This is a genomic window from Nocardia sp., from assembly GCF_025465275.1.
GTDB lineage: Bacteria > Actinomycetota > Actinomycetes > Mycobacteriales > Mycobacteriaceae > Nocardia.
The window spans coordinates 17,912-35,159 of record NZ_JAODNK010000144.1 but is presented as its reverse complement, the minus strand read 5'-3'; the positions used below and the strand labels follow the sequence as shown (position 1 = coordinate 35,159).

Sequence of the window (17,248 nt, the reverse complement as noted above, 5' to 3'; positions counted from 1 at the left end):
CGACCGGCGCGCAATGGCGCCGATCAGCTCGCCGCGGGCACGGGCGGCGCACTCGGCGAGGTTCCGCAGAACGGTGCGCAGTCGAGCGCCATCGTCGGAGCGGTGCCGGCTCCCGGACCCGGTTCGGTCGAGATGTGATCGCCGCAGCTGGTGGCGACCACCAGCATGACGATCACTCCGAAAACCAGTACGGCGGAGAACAATCCGACGAACCAGCCGGCGTGGAACCGCGGAAAGGGCACCACGACCATGTAGGATCCGATTTCGAAGATCATCGCTTCACCTCCTTCCCTCCGTGCTCGCACTCCTGCCTGGTCACTGTCGGAGACCCGCAGCGCCCCTGCGGATTCCGCCAGGACCCGGTCGGCTCCTCGACCTCCGCACCGCCCTGTCGCAGCGCGAGCAAGCACATGACGTCGATGAGCGGGACCCCGAGAATCGCCGCGTTCAGCGCGGCCATCTCGGCATCGAATTCCCCACCGGGACTTAGCAGTTCGACGAATATCATCTCTGCCAGCGCGATACCGGCGACCGCCTGTTCACGGTCCAGCCGGTAGTGCGTAGGCAGATAGGAAAGTACCCACCGCCCCTTGTACGACTCAGGCACATCGATCCGGAATGCGACCTCGCGAGCCACATCACTGGTGATGAGCCAGCCCTCAGCAGAAATAATTGCCATTGATCCAATCCTTTACCGCCAGGACCTCTTTCCCCGTTCAGGTCCTTGTCGAATAGATCAATTGTGGCGACAGCGGCCGCTATTCGACGATCCCAGCGGTTTGCTGGATTTCTTGGCATACCGCAGGTCCTTGACCAGCCGAAACATGCGCGGTACCAAGGAAATATTCACAATCGGCGGGGGCGGGTCTACGGACTACCGCAGCGGGAGGGGCACTGTGTCACAGAACAGTGAATCCGGCGCGTATGGGGCAGACGCACGCAAGGAACTGCGCCGTATTTTACTCGACTCCGGGCTCCGCGAGCACGAGGTGCCGGAGTGCCCGGAGACATGGTTCCGTTCGTGGGCAGGCAGCGGCAGGTGGCGGAGTTTCGGCAGCGCATCCAACGGCATCTGGAGCACAACGGTCCCGCGGTGCATGTGGTGAACGGGTTGGCGGGCATCGGTAAAACGGCGCTGGTGCGCTGCGTGGTGGACGCGCATGCCGAGCATTACCCGGACGGGCTGATCTGGGAGGATCTGCACGGCCACACCTCCGGTCGGTCCCCGCGCACGGCCGCTGATGTACTGGAGCAATTGCTGCTCAAGATCGGGGTGGCGCCGGAGATCATCGAGATCGATCTGGAACGTCGCGCGCACCGCTGGCGCGACGAGATGCGCGGTCGCCGAGTGCTGATCGTCTTCGACAATGCGCTGGACAGTCAGCATGTGCGCCCACTACTGCCCCGATCACGGGATTGCCTGGTGATCATTACGAGCCGGCGCCGGCTTACCGGGCTGGCGGAGGCGGCCTCACCGGTGCAGCTGGATGCGATGACCATGGGCGAAGCCGAGGAACTGTTCCTCGAATTAAGCCATCTGCCAGCAGATTACGACGTGAGCGCGGTCCGGCGAATTCTGGAGACGGCGGGCCGGTTGCCATTGGCCATCCGGTTGATCGGCGGTCAGATCGCACACGGCGGCGAGGAGATGCTTGCCGCGCTGGCGGCCGAATTCGACAGTCTCGCAGACGGTTTACGGCAGGCGCCCGCCGATCCGGCGGCGCTGGAGTCGGTGGCCGATCACATTCTGGACCGCTTCGCCGCGGAGGGCGAAACCCTGCGCGCCGCTTTCGAATTGTCGTATCAGCGCCTGCCGGATCCGGAGCTGCGGCGGGTGGTGCGCCTGCTCGGCTGGTTCCCGGGACCGGAGATCACCGCCGGGACCCTCGCTCCCATGGCCGCGGTGTCCGAGGCGACCGCGGGCACTCTCATCAACCGGGTCTCCGAGGTGGGCTTCCTGGACCGGGCCAAACGACTGCCGGAACCGGCCGGGGTGACCCGGGCGCCACGGCCGGAGCGCTACCGCATTCACGATGTGACAAGGCTGTTTTCGCGAGCCCAGGCCGATATGGAGGATCCGTCGAGTGAACATGCCGCGGCGATAGACCGGCTGGTCCGGCACTGCCTGGTGATCGCACGCCGGGTGGGTATCCAGCTGCCGTACGAGATGGCGGGCAGCTTCCCGAATCCGTCGCGCGCCGACCCGGCCACCCCGGCGGTAGCGGCCGCCACGGAGTGGTTGACCGGGGAGCGGGAAATGCTGCTGGGCTGTATTCGCGCGGCCGGGTCCGGCGTCGAGACCGGTGAGCTCGCCCGACTGCTCGGTTCGCAATTGTCCAAGTCGGGCTACTGGTCGGATGCGCGCTGGTTATTCGTGCGGGCGCTGGCCATTACCCGCGGGACCGCCGATCGCACCGAGGAGTGCGACATCCTCTACGAATTGGGCACGGTGCATCGCCGTTCGTGCGACTACGACACCGCGTCCAAATGCTTCGAGGAGGCCCGCGCCATTGCGGACGAGCTCGAGGACGAGCTGCGGACCTCGGCCGCCCTTTGGGGTTATGCCGAGGTCACCCGGCATATCGGCAGTTACGAACGGGCGCGGCACGCCTACCTCGAATTGCTGGAGATCGGTCAGCGACTGGGGAATCCGAAGTTCGAGGGCTTCGCACTGCGCGGGCTCGGCCATATCGAGCGGATGCGCGGCGCACCCGATCCCGCCCGCGACCACTACCTCGGCGCGCTGGGCATCGCCGGCCACATCGGTGACCGCTACAGCCTGGGCTGGTCGCTCTGGGGCTTGGGCCTGACCACCAGGGATACCGGCGATCTGGAAACCGCGCGCACCCAGCTGACCGATGCGCACACCATCGCACTGGAGCTGGATGACGCACTGCTGCAGGCGGACGCACTCTGCGCCCTGGGCCACCTCGCGCGCGACACCGGCAATCTCGATGCGGCCCAGGAGTTCTACTCCAGCTCACTGGATATCGCCCGCCGCAATCGGGACCCACACGGCGAAGCCGATGCCCTCGACGCACTGGCGGCCATCGTCACCGAGGTCGGCCCCGAGTGGCGCGTCTGCGACTTCCTGGCCAAGGCGCTGGCGCGCTACGAGAGCATGGGTATGCGGGTCGCCGACCGGGTGCGGTCCGACCTGATCCAAGCGGTGGCGATATGCGCGGAGCGCAATGTGCAGCTCCCCGATCAGGTGCGCGAGGCGCTACACACGCTGGAATTGGATCCGTGAGCCGTCGACCACTGCGTAATCGATTCGAATTCTGGCTGCTACCAAGTAGATTGGATCATAAGCGGGAGGTGTGCGATGCGCAGAAGTCAGCCCTGTGACGACTGCCTGTACCGCGCCGCTGATGCTGACGAGCGCCGCCGCATCCGAGACCAACTGCTGGGTGTCGGTCTCACCGATCGGCAGCTCGTGGAACCGCTGGCCGCCGAGTTACGCCAGCGCGGCTACCGACCCCGGGCCGCGTGGCGTTATGCCAACGATCTGACCCAGCCGGAAGTGGCCGACCAATTCAACGCTCTCACGGATAGTTTCGCCATGCGGGCAAGCCGGATCTCGGAGTACGAACGCTGGCCTTTCGCCCGGGACGGCACGGCACGAGCGAGGAGCCCGCGCCCCACCCTGTCAGCGCTGCGGACGCTCGCCGTCATCTACGGAACGACCTGGGATCAGCTCGTGGACGTGGCTGACCTGGAACAGATGCCGGAGTCGGAGCGTCGCGAATTCCGCAGTGCGGCCGGGCAGCGGTCGATGGAGCGCCCGACCGGCTTCGAGAGCGAATTACCGCCGGAGGTACCGCATTTCACCGGGCGCTGGCCAGCGCGCGCCGAATTGGCACGGCGGGTGCGGGAACACCTCCACCGAGGTGCGGACCTGGTGCACGTCATAGACGGACCCCCTGGCGTAGGTAAAACGGCACTCGCCCGCTGGGCGGTGACGGAGTACGGCAGGCAGTATCCGGACGGTCAGGTCTGGGTCGATCTCTTCGGATTCACGCCGGGCCGGGAACCGCGCGGTACCGCGGACCTGCTGGAGCGACTACTGCTGGAGATCGATGTGCCGCGGGTGACGATCGAGACCGACCCGGAACGCCGGGCCGCGCAGTGGCGCAAGGCAATGAGTCGTCGGCGCATGTTGCTGGTGTTCGACAATGCCGCCGACACCGCGCAGGTGCGGGATCTGCTGCCTCGCTCACCTGGTTCGTTCGTGCTGATCACCAGCCGCAGCCGACTGATGGGGCTGGTAGTGCGGCCCATGCACCTGGACGTGATGGACGCGGACGAGGCGGAGGAGTTGCTGGTCAAATTCGCCAACCTCGATCCCGGTGGATACGACCGGGACGCGGTCGGCCGCATCGTGGCGGCATCGGGCCGATTACCGCTGGCGCTCAAGCTTTTCGGTAGTCAGCTTGCTCATCATGACGCCGGAATGCTGGCGTCGAGTGCCGCCGATCTGACGGCCCTGACCGCGGAGATGCGCCGGGGGCCGCTGGCCGACAGTATGAATCGGAATCTGGTCGAGACCTTCCTGGACAGCTTCGCAGCCGGTGAGGAATCGGTGCGCACCACCTTCGAGAAGTGGTACGAGCGGCTCGAGGACCCCGAGCTGCAACGGACGGTACGCCTGCTGGGATGGTTCCCGGGGCCGGAGATCAGTGCGGAACCGCTGTCTGCCATGGCCGATGTGCCGGTGGGACGCGCGAAGATGCTGATACGCAGGCTGTTCGAGGCCGGTCTGCTCGATCCGCTGCCCGGCGGATCGCACTACCGCATGCACGATATGACCAAGCGGTACGCCGGAAGTCTCGCCGCTCCGGACGACGACCTACCCGTCGCTATGAACCGACTGGTCGCCTTCGGCCTGACCATCGCTCGCCGTACGAGCATTCCGGGCCAAGAGAATGCGGCCACCCGCATCGTCGGCCCGATGGACGGAGCCCGTGCGCGGGCCTGGATCAGCAAGGAGCGGGAGCTGCTGGTCGGCTGTGTCGAAAACGCCGACGCGACCACGGACAGTGCCGAACTCGCACGGTTGCTGGCTTCCCATCTGTGCGGCCGAGGTCGCTGGTCGGCCGCGTATCAGCTGTACGAACGCTCGCTGCGGATCGGCCGGGCGACCGGGAGCGAACAGGCCGAGGCCTGGGCCCTTACCGGACTCGGACGGGTGGACCGGCTCAGCGGCCGGCACGAACGCGCCGAGGCGAGTTTTGCGGCGGCGCACGCACTGGCGGCGAGCCAGCCGGACCACCGTTGCCTCGCCGAAGTGCTGTGTGAACGCGGGCAATTAGCGTGGATCACCGCCAGGCACGATGATGCCCGCGAGGACTTCATCGCGGCGCTGGAGACCTCCCGGGCGATCGGGCACCAGCCGACCGAATGCGATGCCCTCGATGGGCTCAGCCGGGCAGCCCGCATGATCAGTGATTACCCTGCCGCACAGTCGTGTTCGAGGGAGGCACTGGCCATCGCCGTCGACCTCGACGATCCGGAACGCATCGGCAACGGGCAGTGGGGACTGGCTGAATCACTGCGGCTGCACGGTGATCACGAAACCGCACGCCTGCACTATGTGAATGCGCTGCGTATCGCCCGCGCGCTCAACTACCGGAAGATGGAGGGTGATGCGCTGCGCGGACTCGGCCACTCCGAGCGAATGATCGGCACCCCGGAGACCACTCGCAAGTACTTCGCGGAGGCCCTGGCCATTTCGCGCCGGATCCACGATCTGTACGGCGAGGGCTGGGCGCTGTGGGGTCTCGGGAACATCGAGCGTGAAGCGGGCAATACCGAGGCGGCACGCAGCGCCTTCGACCTGGCCGGCAGGCTGGCGAAGCGGGTGAACGATCCGCTCGGCGAGATGGAGGTACTCCGGGGCTTCGGACATCTCGAGCGGCAGATCGGCGAATATCAAAACGCCCGTGACTATTACGAGGCTTCCCTGGCGATTGCCCGTCATGTGGGCAACCCGCAAGGCGAGGCAGACGCGCTGCACAATATCGCCCGGGTGGGCGCGGCCCAGGGTCGCCGCACGGAGGCGTGCGAACAGCTGCGGAGCGCCCTGCGGATCTGCAAGGAGCTACAGCTCGCCCTGACCGGGCACGTCGAGGAAGAGCTCCGCAATCTCGGCTGCTGAACCATCCCCGTCGCTGAACGCCCTCAGGCGCAGCGCAGTACGGTCAGCGCAGCCAGAGTTCTTGCACAGGCGGCCATTTCGCTGATCAGCACGTGATGTTCGGTATCCGAATCCGATCCGCGCGGCCCGAACAGGCAGCATTCGATGCCCGCGCGGGAAAGATGCGTGGTGTCGTTGCCACAGTACGAGTACGGCAGCGCCAAGCCGGTTTCCTCCACGACGAACTCGGACACCAACGGCAATAGTCTCGAAATATCCTGCACGACTGCGGAATCAGGTGAGACATCCATGGGCGGCATATCGGTTCCGCCGACCCGGTGCACCGGATCGGGCGGATGGTCGAGGCCGATCACGGCGTGCGGGAACGCCGCTCGGGCGCGGTGCAGGAATCCGGTGAGCGCGGCGGTGACATGCAACGGCTCATAGGGTGGCGGATAACGCAGGTCGATGAGGACGGTGGCCTTGCTCGCGCTGTAGCTGATGCTCGCCGGATCGTGATCCTCACCCCGCCCGATCAGGGCGCTCGCATGCTGATGGCGCGGCAATGTCGGAAAATCGCTGTTGCGCAGTCCGAGATCGGTGTCATCGAACAGATCGAGCAGCGTGCGCATGACGGCGAAGGCATCCACACCCTCGGCATGCCGGCTGGTGTGGGCGGTGCGGCCACGGACTACCAGCGCGAACTTGTACACGCCCGCGGTTCGGGTGAGAACCCGCCGCACCGAGTACGGCTCGGGCACCACCGCGGCCTCTGCGGTGAGGCCGGCTGCCAGCGCGTGGCGGGTGCCGATTCCGCCCTGCAGCTCGCCGACGACGAACTCCAGTAGCAGGCGGCGTTTCAACCGAATCCCACTGCGGCGCACCATGATAGATGCGGCAATCATGGCCGCCAGACCGCTCTTCATATTGTGCAGACCGGCGCCGTAGAGTCTGTCACCCTCCCGGCGAGCGGCGTACGGATCGGCTCCCCCGAAATCCGGCGGCAGATCCATGTCCAGATGGCCATTGAGCAGCAGCGCCGGACGGCCCTGCTCCGGGCCGAGCCATCCGATGGTCTGCGACCTACCCGGTTGCACCTCCTGCAGGTCAGCTGCTATCTCATTGTCGTGCAGTAGTTCTCGCACCCGGTCCGCCAGCGGCGTCTCCTGTTCGGTGAGAGACTCGACAGCGGTCAGTTCGGTCGCGATTTCCACGAGTTCATCTATGGCGAGCAGACCGTCGAGGCTGCCGAGAAAGCGGTCGATCGGGGCGGTCACGGCTCACGGAATCCGGTCAGCAGCACATCGCGGTGGGCGGCTCGCTCCGGATCGGCCGCAGCGATCGGATGCGTGTAGTGCAGCACCCGGGCGTCATCGAACAGAAAGGAATCCATCGGCTCGGCCAATTCGAAACTGTCCAGGCGCTGTTCGGGCGTTTCGTAGACCTCCGACACCCCGCCGGCCATGTTCTCGCGGTGGACGAGATGCACCGATCCGCCGAGAAGGCCGTCTCGGTGAACGCCCTCCGGCGCGGGCTCACCCGGGGCGGAGATCCGGATGAAGTGGATGTCCACTTCGACTTCGGGCGCCCGTACCGCATCCAGAACACCTGCGGTGCGCAATGATTCGGCCACGACGCCCGCGATCTTGGCGGTGACCGCGGTGACCGGATGCTCGGGCGGGATCAGCTCGAATACCCGTTCAATCCCTCCCTGCAGCGGATTGACCGACATCGATTGAATGTACGGCCCCGGATCGGTGTCGGGTGTAAAGGTCAACTCCCCGACCGCCAGTGCGAATCGCTGATAGGCGCGCCGACGCGTGCGGCTGCGCAGCGGTAGCCACTCGTCCAGCGCGAGCTCGCGCTCATAGACGCCCGCGAGGATGGCGAACTCGTCCGGTGTCAGGTGATCGCGCAGCGCCACGAGGGCATAGCCGGATTTCCGCAGTCCGGGCTGCGCGGCGCTTACATGCGAGGCAGCGCTGTCGGTACCCAGCGGAGACTCCTTTCCTGGTCGACTCCGGGCAGGGGCACAGCTATGAACGGGCACAACGACGTCGGATTGTGCCATATCGACGGTGCCGGTCTCGCCATATTCGAGTCGCGGCGCAATTGCGCCCCTTGACAGCTGCGAAACTACTCCGCGACTGCGATCAGCGCAGCTCGAGCGCGAACGACCGCCACGCCGGTGGCCGCCTCGCCGTAGGCGCGAATCACAGCGTCGTGCACCATAATTCGGCCATCGATGACCTGAGCGGGTGGCGGCGAGGGCGGCTCAGCTGCCCCGGTAGGTCGAGAAGGCGAAGGGCGAGAGCAGCAGCGGTACGTGATGATGCCGCTCCTCGGCGACCGTGAACGCGATGCTCACCTCGGGATAGAAGGCGTCGACGCCCTGCGCCGCGAAGTACGCGCCGGTCGCGAAGCGCAGCCGGTAGTCACCGATCGACAGTTCACTGCCCAGTCCGGTTATGCGCCCGTCGGCATCGGTGAGGCCCGACGCCAATTCGTCGCCGCCCCAGTCGAACAGCGTCACCTCGACCCCGGCGGCGGGTGTGCCCCGCACGGCGTCGAGCACATGGGTACTCAGCGAGCTCATACCGCTACCCCCGTATTCAGCAGTCGGCGCAGCCGAATCCGGTTGATCTTCGCCAATTCCTCTCGCACGATGCGCCTTTCAATGGCCGGTTGGTTCCCGAGACGAGCGGTGAGCACTTCCAGCAGTTCCTCCGGTGTCCGCCCGGTGGCGCACACCAGATACACATGCCCGAATTTTGCCTCGTAATCCCGGTTTCCGGCCGCAATGGCGGTGCGCACGGCGGCATCGGCATCGGCCATTCCGGCTTGCTCGCGTGCCGAGTTCGCGCTGTCCGGCCGCTCCCCGATGCGAGGATGTCCGGAGAGCGCCCGGTCGATCTCGGCTTCGCTGATCTCCCCCAGCTCCGTATCGGCGGCGCGCAGCACGTCGTCGATGGTCGCGTAGGGCCGTCGTGCCGCCACCGCCTGCGCCCAGGCAGGCGACGAGCAGCATGTCAGCAACATGTCTGCCGCGGCCGTTTCGGGCAGTGCGGCGAATTCGTCGAGGCCGATCCTGTTGTCCGTCATCACCCTCCAGGATCGGTCATGAATACCGCCTACGCCACTCGAGCAGCGAATATCGGCGCGCGGCGCTACCCTCTCGGGCATGAGCTCCGAATGCTGCGATGGGACAGTGCCGGCGACCAGCGCCGGCGATCGTTGCGGCATGCCGAAGGCGCTGGCCGAGGAGGGAATCCGCCCGGTCTCGCAAACCCCTCGCATTGCCCTCGGAACGAGGAAGAACAGGTTGCGAACGGGAGATGTCCGCCCGCACCACAAAGTTGCGGCGGGGACAACCTCGGTGGGGATTACTCGCATGGGGATTACTGCGCGCGGGATTGCCACTGTTGGAGATACCGCATCCTTGATTGTGCTCGGTCCGAAGCACCGAGCGGGCGCTTGTGTGAATGCCACGGGAAATTCTGGGGCCGGGACTTATTTGCGCGGAAGAGCGGATATGGTGTGCGTCACGTGTGATGACCTTGCGACGGGGATCGATAGGGACTACCCGTGCGGCACACGGTGATCGGGAGCAAGTAGATGCGGGATATCGTCGACGACCTGCTACGCGTATGGCACAGCGGGCGAACGGGCGGCTTGGCCACCCTGGTGCGGACGGTCGGCCCCACACCCCTGCCGATCGGTGCGGCGATGGTCGTCGATGCGGAGGGCCGGGCCTTCGGGTCGGTCTCGGCGGGCTGCGCGGAGGCCGCGGCCTACGAGGCGGCCCTGGAGGCCGCGCGGACCGGCCGGCGCGGGCTGCACCGCTTCGCGCCCGGCAGTGGCCTGGATGCCGGGATGGATTGCGGCGGCACCCTCGATGTGTTCACGGAACCATTCTCACGCAGGCATTTTCCCGAGTTCCCCGATGTGGCCGCCGATATGGTGGCGCAGCGTCAGGTCACCGTGTTCACGGTGGTGTGGCACAACGATGCCGATGTGATCGGGCAGCATCTGATCACCGATCGCAAGCACGGCACCGAGCTGGTGTCGCTGCCGGATTCGGATGTGTTCGTCTCCTCGTTCACCCGGCCCCCGCGCATGATCATCGTGGGCGCCAATGCGATTGCCGGTGCGCTCGCGATCCAGGCCAAACTGCTCGGCTATCGGGTGACGGTTGTCGATGCCCGCTCCACCTTCGCCAATGCCGATGCCTATCCCGGCTGCGAAGTGGTGGTCGATTGGCCGCACCGCTATCTGAACACCCTGGCGGCGGCGGGGGAAATCACCTCCAGCACAGCGGTGGTGGTGCTCTCGCACGACGCCAAATTCGAGATCCCGCTGCTCACCATCGCGCTGCGACTACCCGAGCTGGGCTTCCTGGCCGCGCTGGGTTCGACGGCCGCGAACGCCCATCGCATGGAGGCGCTGCAGGCCGGCGGCTTCGATGACGAAACCCTCTCGCGCCTGCGTTCCCCGGCGGGGCTGGATCTGGGTGCTCGCACCCCCGCCGAGACCGCGGTGTCCATCACCGCCGAATTGCTGGCGGTCCGCAATGAGACCACTGCCGAGCCGCTGTCCAGTCTCGGCGGCTCGATCAGCCAGCATTCGTCGCTGGTCTCCTGAATCAGGAGATCGGCGTCTTCAGCTCGGGATGCTCCGCGTAGACCTCTTTGAGAATCGACATATCGAAGAGCTTGTCGGCCGTGATGTCGATCTTGGCCTTGCCGAGCGCCGCAATGTTTTTCGCGATGAGATCGTCCGACATGGTGAACAGCCCATTGGCCTGCGACTCCGGCGAGACGACAAGACCGTTCTGCGCCGTGACCTCCTTGGTCTGCTCTCCGAGTTCGAGCCGCTGATCCTTGCCGTACACCTCGACGGCCAGCCGTGCCGCCTCGGCGGAATTGGCGACCGCGTCCCGCCAGCCCTTGATATCGGCGACCAGCCAGGCCTTCAGCTTCTCGCGCTCGCTGTCGATCGTCCGCTGATTCACGGTGAGCGATTCGGCGACGAGCGGTAGCCCGTAGTCCGCGAAGAGGAAGTTGGCATTGGCGAATCCCTTGCTGGCCAAGGTGATCGGCTCATTGGTGACGTAGCTGACCCAGCCGTCGACCTCACCGTTGGCGAGCGGCGACGGATCGAACTGCGCCGGCACGATGGTGACGTCACTCGGCGACATGCCGTTCGCGGTCAGCAGCGCATTGAAGATGAGCTGATTGGTGTCCTGCACACCGATCTTGCGGCCCTTCATATCCTGCGGCGAGTGGATGGGCTTCGCGGCGGAGCTGACAATGCAGAAGGGGTTCTTCTGATACGTGGCGCCGACGATCTTGGCGTTCAGGCCCTCCAGCACCGCGGGCGCGGTGGTCTGCGGCGCGGACATGCCGATCCAGATCTTGCCGGTGGTCAGACCGGCCTCCACGGAGGTGCTCGCAGCGCCGCCCGCGACCAGATTCACCGATCCGAATCCGGCATCCTTGAAGTAGCCCTTCGAATCGGCGAAGTACTCTCCCGCGAATTCGATGTTCTTCAACCAGGACAGCTGCACAGCCACCGTCCCGTATTTCGACCCGTCACTGGTGGTGCCATTGTTCGACCCGGACGAGTCCTTACCGCAGGCGGCAAGGACTCCGCCACCGGCGACCAGGCCGGCGGTCAGCCCGGCAAAACGGAAGAAGGATCGCCGATCCAGGGACAGCGGAGAGACCGGAACCGGCCAAGACGTACGACTCATGTCCCGAATCTAGGGTGTTTCAGTTTCCATCGTTTTACTTTCGCATTTCCACTACCACCCGGGTCCCGGGCAGCAACGCGCTGGCGGTCAGTCCGAACATGGCGTGGAAGGTATCGCTGAAATGACTCGGCGACGCGAATCCGGCTTCGATTGCCGCCGTGGTGAAATCAGCGCCGCCGCTGACGGCCCGCGCGACGTGCGCCATCCGTGACCAGAGCCGGTAGCGGCGGAAAGTGGTCCCGGTCTCCGCCGAGAACAGATGCAGGAATCGGGAGACCGAAAGATGCGCCGCGGCGGCGAGTTCGGCCGCCGTCGGGTTGACAGCGAAATCGGCGCGAATCGCCTTCAGCGCGGTATCGATCCGCGGATCCATGGCCACCGGATCGATATAGAAGAAGAGCATCCGCTCCCCACCGGCAATGACCTGATGTGTGGTGCGCGGCGGAATGAGCGCACTACGCACCACCCGTTCGGTGCCGTCGGCGGTCCGCAGCGTGAACGGCGCGTCGACGCCCACCGCGAGGCAGTGCACCGATCCGGAGTGCGCATCCAGGCGCAGTGACGGGCCGAGGTAGACCGCGTATCCCGGCCCGAGCCAGATCGTCGCGGGATAGCACGATTCCGGAAGCGGAACATCCTGCACAGTGGCGATCATCGCATATGGCCGCAGGTCGCGGCCGTGCACAAGTGCCCGGGAGGCCTCGTGGATGCCGTCTTGATCACCGCCGTCGCGGTGTTCTTTCTCCTGATGGGTGGCTATGCCCTGGCCGCACCCGCAGCCGTGGTGCAGCCCTTCGGTTTCCGGGTCGAGACGCCGGTGGCCCGTTCGGAAATCCGGGCCGTGTACGGCGGATTCGGCATTGCCGTCGCGGCACTGCTGGGTGCGGCGGCCGCGAATGTGGGTGGCATCCGTACGGGAGCGGTCATCGCGGTGGCCGCCGCGCTGGGCGGAATGGCCGCCGGGCGCATTATTTCCCGCGTGCTCGACCGCTCCGTCGGGTTCTATCCCGTCTGGTTCTACTGCGGTGTGGAGCTGCTCGCGGCCGGTTTGCTGTGCGCTGCCGCATGATCGGTGTCAGTCCTGTCCGCGCTGGGGGGCGAAGCGGGCGAGGACCAGATTTTCCAGGACGCCTACTACCGCGTAGGCGCAGACCGAGACGACGGTGACCAAGGCGATCGATGCCCAGAGGCGGTTGTACTGGAAGGTGGGAATAGCTCGGATCAGGCCGGCGCCCAATCCTGTTCCGCTGCCGAGCCATTCACCGAGGAGTGCGCCGATGAGCGCGCCCGGAACCGAGACTCGTGCGGCCGCGAAGACCGATGGGAGCGCTGCGGGGACCGAGACCATGCGCATGGCTGTCCACGATGAGCCGCCGTATGCGGCAACAAGTTCCATGGCCTGGCGGGGAGCGCCGCGCAAGCCGGTCATGATCATGACCAGTGCGGGGAAGAAGACCACGATGGCCGCCAGGACGCTGACGCCGAGCAGGCCGCGACCGAATACCAGCACGATGATCGGGGTGAGCGCCACCAGCGGCACCGAGCGCAGCAGCATGGCGACCGGCATGAATGCCTGCGCTATGGCGGGTACGCCGACGAAGAGTGCGGCCACCACCAGCGCGCCGCCCATGCCGAAGGCGAAGCCGATGGTGGCGTCGCGCAGCGTGATTCGCATTTCACCGAAGAGCGCGTGCCGGGCCGTATCCGAGGTCGGACCGGTCACCAGGTAGGTCCAGACATCGCCGGGACTCTTGCCGACCAGGCCGACCTGCGGGTACAGCGCCAGGAAGCCGTACCAGAGCACCACCAGCAGGATCAGCGAAACCACCAGTGGCAGCAGGAATTTCCCGATGGGCCGCAGCACCTGCAAAGCCTTCAGTGTTTTTATGGCGTGCTCGTTTCTCATTGCGCCTCGGCTCGGGTCCACGGCAGCGCCAGGCGCGCCACCAGGGCGATGACGGCATAGCCGAGTCCGGCCAGGGCGGCGGCGGCCAGGGCCATGCCCCAGGTGCGCGGCACATTGTAGGAGGTCTGCGCGGCGGTCAGGGCCACGCCGATACCGCTGTCGACACCGCCCAGATATTCGCCGATGATCGCGCCCAGCACCGCGGATGGCGCGGCAATCTTCAAGGCCGCCAGGGTATTCGGCAGCGCGGCAATGAGCTGCACCTGCCGCATGCGCTGCCAGCGCCCGCCGCCGTACGCGCGCACCAGATCGAGACTGGTGCTGTCGGCCGATCGCAGCCCGGTCACCGCGCCGACCATGGTGGGAAAGAAGCAGTACATGGCGGCCAGGAACACCGTCGGGGTGCGCCCGCCGAAGACCACCAGAATGATCGGCCCGAGCGCCAGCAGCGGCGTGCAGTAGCTGAGGATGGCCAGCTGGGTGACCAGCATTTCGATCGGTGGAATGAGCACGACCAGCAGCGCCAGCACGATGGCGAGCGTATTGCCCCACAGGAACCCTTGCAGCGCACCCTGTGCCGTGACCCGGAAGTTGGGGCCGTACAGCGCCCAGCCGTCGCTGTACATGGTGTGCAGCACCAGCCACGGTCCCGGGATGGTGCCATTGGCCACCTTCATGGCCGCCAGCAGCGCCCAGACCGCGACCAGTGCCACGATCCCCGTGAGTCCGCCGAGCCCGGTCGAGGGGAGCAGGGCGCGCAGCGCGGACCGTTCGCGGGTGCGTGTTGTCTCGTCTTCCGTTGCCACGCCGATCATTCCGCGACCACCCCGCCCTGTCCGGTGCGGCCGAACAGCAGTTCGGAGAGGTAATCGCAGAGTTTGTGGAATTCGGGAGTGCGCATCATCTCGGGCGTGCGCGGGCGCGGGAGGTCGATATCGACCATCTCGACCACGCGTCCGGGACGCGGGCTCATGACCGCCACCACATCGGAGAGGAAGACCGCTTCGGCAATGCCGTGCGTGACCATCAGTGTGGTGGCGGGCTTTTCGGTCCAGATGCGCAGCAGTTCCAGGTTCAGCCGCTGGCGCGTCATATCGTCGAGGGCGCCGAAGGGTTCGTCGAGCAGCAGGATGGTAGGTTTCACCACCAGGGCGCGCGCGATCGAAACTCGTTGCCGCATACCGCCGGACAGCTGTGCGGGCTTGGCCTTCTCGAAGCCTTCGAGGCCGACCAGCGCCACCAGGTCCGCGATCAGCTTCGGATCGGCGGGCAAACCCGCGACCTGCAGCGGCAGCTTGATATTGGATTCCACGCTGCGCCACGGCAGCAGCGCCGAATCCTGGAAGGCGATCCCGAATTCGTGCCGCCGCCGCAGCTCGGCCGGGGTCTCGCCATTGATGCGGGCGGTGCCGGCGCTCGGGGTGTCGAGTCCGGCCAGGATGCGCAGGATGGTGGACTTTCCGCACCCGGACGGGCCGAGCAGCGACAGGAACGTGCCCTGCGCGGTATGCAGGTCCACCGCGTCCAGCGCGGCGACACTGCGCCGCCCGGACCGGAAGGTCTTGCTCAACCCGCTGATATGAATGCCTGTTCCTCCGGCGGCAACGTCCGAACTCACTGGGCCGACTTCCGAACTCATAGGGCCACAGTAGGAGCCGGGAATTGCGCGGACATTGCGAATCAGGGGACGAAATGTCGAGCTTGTTACGAGCAATCACCGAAGGCGGTTACCGAAGCCTCACCAAGCGGCGGGTTCGAACCAATCCCGGGCCTCCCGGCGAAAGAGCAGCACGATCACCGCGAGTGCGCTGATGGGCCCGAGCGGCCCCGGCGGATGCCCCTCGGTAATGGACGGCACCGTCCAGAACATATCCAGCGCGGCCAGCAGAATCGCCCCGATCCGCACCGACTGCCCCACGGACTGGAAGGTCAATCCCACCAGACCGAGCAACCAGCTGGGCAGGAACGGTACGGCCGTCTCAACCGCGGACCGGGCCCCCAGCAACCATCCGGACGATGCGGTACACAGCATCCCCACCACGGCCATCCCGACCGCGATTATTTGTGCCGCGCGCACCGCCCGCGGCATTCGGTATGTCTCGTCCAGGTCCGGCCCCTGATCGGGCGGCAATCGGAGGTCCGACATCCCACCGAATTTACCCCGTCACCCACCCCCGACCCCGAAACCACGCCGCCGCAGCACAACCCCGTCATCCCGGCATGCTTTTGGCCCGGGATCCACCGCTGCCGTGCGGCCTCAACGGTGTGGATCCCAGCCAAAAGCGCGCCGGGATGACGAGAGTCGCTGCCGGCAGCCGCTAGGAAACAGGTTCGAGTTCGCGCACGCGAACCGTCGGGGTGAGGCGATCCCGGAGGACGCGATCTATCTCGCCCGCGACCGGGATGACGAGGGGCCGCCTGCAGCCGCTAGGAAACGGGTTCGAGTTCGCGGACGCGGACTGTCGGGGTGAGGCGGTCGCGGAGGACGCGATCTATCTCGCCCGCGACCGGGATGACGACGGCGGCCGCGGAGGTGGCGACCGCGTCGATGAGGAGGGTCGGCCAATGCGGGGCGGGGTTGGCGGACAGGCCCGCGATGACGGCGGCGACGGCGGCGTCTCCCGCGCCGGTGGGATTCCCCGCGAGGGCTTGTGGGAGCGCGGCGGACCACGCTCTGGTACCGGTCACGGCGATCATGCCGAGCCCACCGCGGGTGACGATGACGGCGCCGACGCCGTCCGCGATGAGCGGCTCCACGGCGGCCAGGATTTCCGAGGCGGTGGTGGCGGGACGCCCGGTGAGACGTTCCAATTCCTCGATATTGGGCATGAGCACCACCCCGGGCACCTTGGCGGAGAGTTCGAGCGCCGCGCCGTCGACATCACAGATGGTGGGCACCCCCGCGCGCACGGCGGTGCGGGCGAGTTCGGCGGGCATGCCGGCGTCGACACCGCCGGGCAGTGATCCGGCGACAACCATGCCGCTCATATCCGACAGCATTCCGGCCACGCGCACCCGCAACTGGTCGACGGCGTGCGGTTCGGAGATACGCGGCCCGGGCTCCCACAGCGCGGTGGCGGTGCCGTCATCGGATTCGCTGATCACCACGGTGCGCCGCACCCACGGCAGCGCGTGCACAAAATCGACCGGCATTTCCAGTTCGGCCGCTGCGGCGAAGGAGTGGTCCGAGAATCCGGTCGCGCGCGCGTACTTGCCCAGCTGATTGAGCACCCGGTTCACATTGATGCCGCGACCGCCGAGCCGCTGGTCCACCGACCGCACCCGATGGGCGCGACCCCGCTCGAAATGCTCGACCCGGTACGTCATGTCGTAGGCGGGGTTCATGGTCACGGTGAGGATCACCACTACAGCTAGTCCACGTCCGAGCAACGGACGCAACCCCCAAACCTCGCGAAAGGGCAGCAAAGAGGTTCGCAAAGGCGGTGGTTCGTGC

General features: G+C 66.4%; 17 protein-coding genes. 4 read left to right on the top strand and 13 right to left on the bottom strand.

The window, feature by feature from the left end:
- Window positions 1-23: 23 nt before the first annotated feature.
- Entirely contained in the window at window positions 24-275 is a 252-nt protein-coding gene (locus tag JWN03_RS31240; RefSeq protein ID WP_297622492.1) for a hypothetical protein, read from the bottom strand.
- Window positions 272-679, bottom strand: a complete 408-nt coding sequence (locus JWN03_RS31235; RefSeq protein ID WP_297622490.1) for a hypothetical protein — start codon at window positions 677-679, stop codon at window positions 272-274. The genes JWN03_RS31240 and JWN03_RS31235 overlap by 4 nt, the downstream gene beginning before the upstream one ends.
- 318 nt (window positions 680-997) lie before the next feature.
- Between JWN03_RS31235 and JWN03_RS31230 the strand changes: the two genes are divergently transcribed.
- Both JWN03_RS31230 and JWN03_RS31225 read left to right on the top strand, forming a co-directional pair.
- Window positions 998-3,250: a tetratricopeptide repeat protein gene (locus JWN03_RS31230; RefSeq protein ID WP_297622488.1), complete on the top strand. Its 2,253-nt coding sequence runs from the start codon at window positions 998-1,000 to the stop codon at window positions 3,248-3,250.
- A gap of 75 nt (window positions 3,251-3,325) precedes the next feature.
- Window positions 3,326-6,157, top strand: coding sequence for a tetratricopeptide repeat protein (locus JWN03_RS31225; RefSeq protein ID WP_297622486.1), 2,832 nt, complete (start codon window positions 3,326-3,328; stop codon window positions 6,155-6,157).
- 23 nt (window positions 6,158-6,180) lie between these two features.
- On the opposite strand, the gene JWN03_RS31220 is transcribed toward JWN03_RS31225, so the two are convergent.
- From JWN03_RS31220 to uraD, 4 genes are all read right to left on the bottom strand, one after another.
- Complete coding sequence (locus tag JWN03_RS31220) at window positions 6,181-7,413, bottom strand: M20 family metallopeptidase (RefSeq protein WP_297622484.1); 1,233 nt, start codon at window positions 7,411-7,413, stop codon at window positions 6,181-6,183.
- On the bottom strand, window positions 7,410-8,060 hold the full coding sequence (locus JWN03_RS31215) for a 2OG-Fe dioxygenase family protein (RefSeq protein ID WP_297622482.1): 651 nt from the start codon (window positions 8,058-8,060) through the stop codon (window positions 7,410-7,412). The genes JWN03_RS31220 and JWN03_RS31215 overlap by 4 nt, the downstream gene beginning before the upstream one ends.
- Before the next feature lie 351 nt (window positions 8,061-8,411).
- A complete protein-coding gene (gene uraH, locus JWN03_RS31210) occupies window positions 8,412-8,732 on the bottom strand; it encodes a hydroxyisourate hydrolase (protein WP_297622481.1) in 321 nt (106 codons plus the stop codon).
- Window positions 8,729-9,238, bottom strand: a complete 510-nt coding sequence (uraD, locus tag JWN03_RS31205; RefSeq protein ID WP_297622479.1) for a 2-oxo-4-hydroxy-4-carboxy-5-ureidoimidazoline decarboxylase — start codon at window positions 9,236-9,238, stop codon at window positions 8,729-8,731. Before uraD ends, uraH begins: the two co-directional genes overlap by 4 nt.
- Window positions 9,239-9,751: 513 nt before the next feature.
- On the opposite strand from uraD, the gene JWN03_RS31200 reads away from it, so the two are divergent.
- Complete coding sequence (locus JWN03_RS31200) at window positions 9,752-10,777, top strand: XdhC family protein (RefSeq protein ID WP_297622477.1); 1,026 nt, start codon at window positions 9,752-9,754, stop codon at window positions 10,775-10,777.
- 1 nt (window position 10,778) lies between these two features.
- Here JWN03_RS31200 and JWN03_RS31195 read toward each other — a convergent pair whose 3' ends face one another.
- Both JWN03_RS31195 and JWN03_RS31190 read right to left on the bottom strand, forming a co-directional pair.
- Window positions 10,779-11,888: an ABC transporter substrate-binding protein gene (locus JWN03_RS31195; protein WP_297622474.1), complete on the bottom strand. Its 1,110-nt coding sequence runs from the start codon at window positions 11,886-11,888 to the stop codon at window positions 10,779-10,781.
- Window positions 11,889-11,922: 34 nt separating this feature from the next.
- Complete coding sequence (locus JWN03_RS31190; RefSeq protein ID WP_297622471.1) at window positions 11,923-12,531, bottom strand: helix-turn-helix domain-containing protein; 609 nt, start codon at window positions 12,529-12,531, stop codon at window positions 11,923-11,925.
- Window positions 12,532-12,591: 60 nt separating this feature from the next.
- On the opposite strand from JWN03_RS31190, the gene JWN03_RS31185 reads away from it, so the two are divergent.
- A complete protein-coding gene (locus JWN03_RS31185; RefSeq protein ID WP_297622469.1) occupies window positions 12,592-12,957 on the top strand; it encodes a DUF4345 family protein in 366 nt (121 codons plus the stop codon).
- A 6-nt stretch (window positions 12,958-12,963) separates the two neighbouring features.
- On the opposite strand, the gene JWN03_RS31180 is transcribed toward JWN03_RS31185, so the two are convergent.
- The 5 genes from JWN03_RS31180 to JWN03_RS31160 all read right to left on the bottom strand — a co-directional run bounded on the left by JWN03_RS31180 (window position 12,964) and on the right by JWN03_RS31160 (window position 17,160).
- Window positions 12,964-13,794, bottom strand: coding sequence for an ABC transporter permease (locus JWN03_RS31180; RefSeq protein WP_297622467.1), 831 nt, complete (start codon window positions 13,792-13,794; stop codon window positions 12,964-12,966).
- On the bottom strand, window positions 13,791-14,555 hold the full coding sequence (locus JWN03_RS31175) for an ABC transporter permease (protein WP_441343092.1): 765 nt from the start codon (window positions 14,553-14,555) through the stop codon (window positions 13,791-13,793). The genes JWN03_RS31180 and JWN03_RS31175 overlap by 4 nt, the downstream gene beginning before the upstream one ends.
- Before the next feature lie 50 nt (window positions 14,556-14,605).
- Complete coding sequence (locus JWN03_RS31170; protein ID WP_297622465.1) at window positions 14,606-15,433, bottom strand: ABC transporter ATP-binding protein; 828 nt, start codon at window positions 15,431-15,433, stop codon at window positions 14,606-14,608.
- A gap of 99 nt (window positions 15,434-15,532) precedes the next feature.
- Entirely contained in the window at window positions 15,533-15,940 is a 408-nt protein-coding gene (locus JWN03_RS31165) for a hypothetical protein (protein ID WP_297622463.1), read from the bottom strand.
- Window positions 15,941-16,221: 281 nt separating this feature from the next.
- Window positions 16,222-17,160, bottom strand: coding sequence for a hexose kinase (locus tag JWN03_RS31160; protein ID WP_297622461.1), 939 nt, complete (start codon window positions 17,158-17,160; stop codon window positions 16,222-16,224).
- Window positions 17,161-17,248 lie beyond the last annotated feature (88 nt).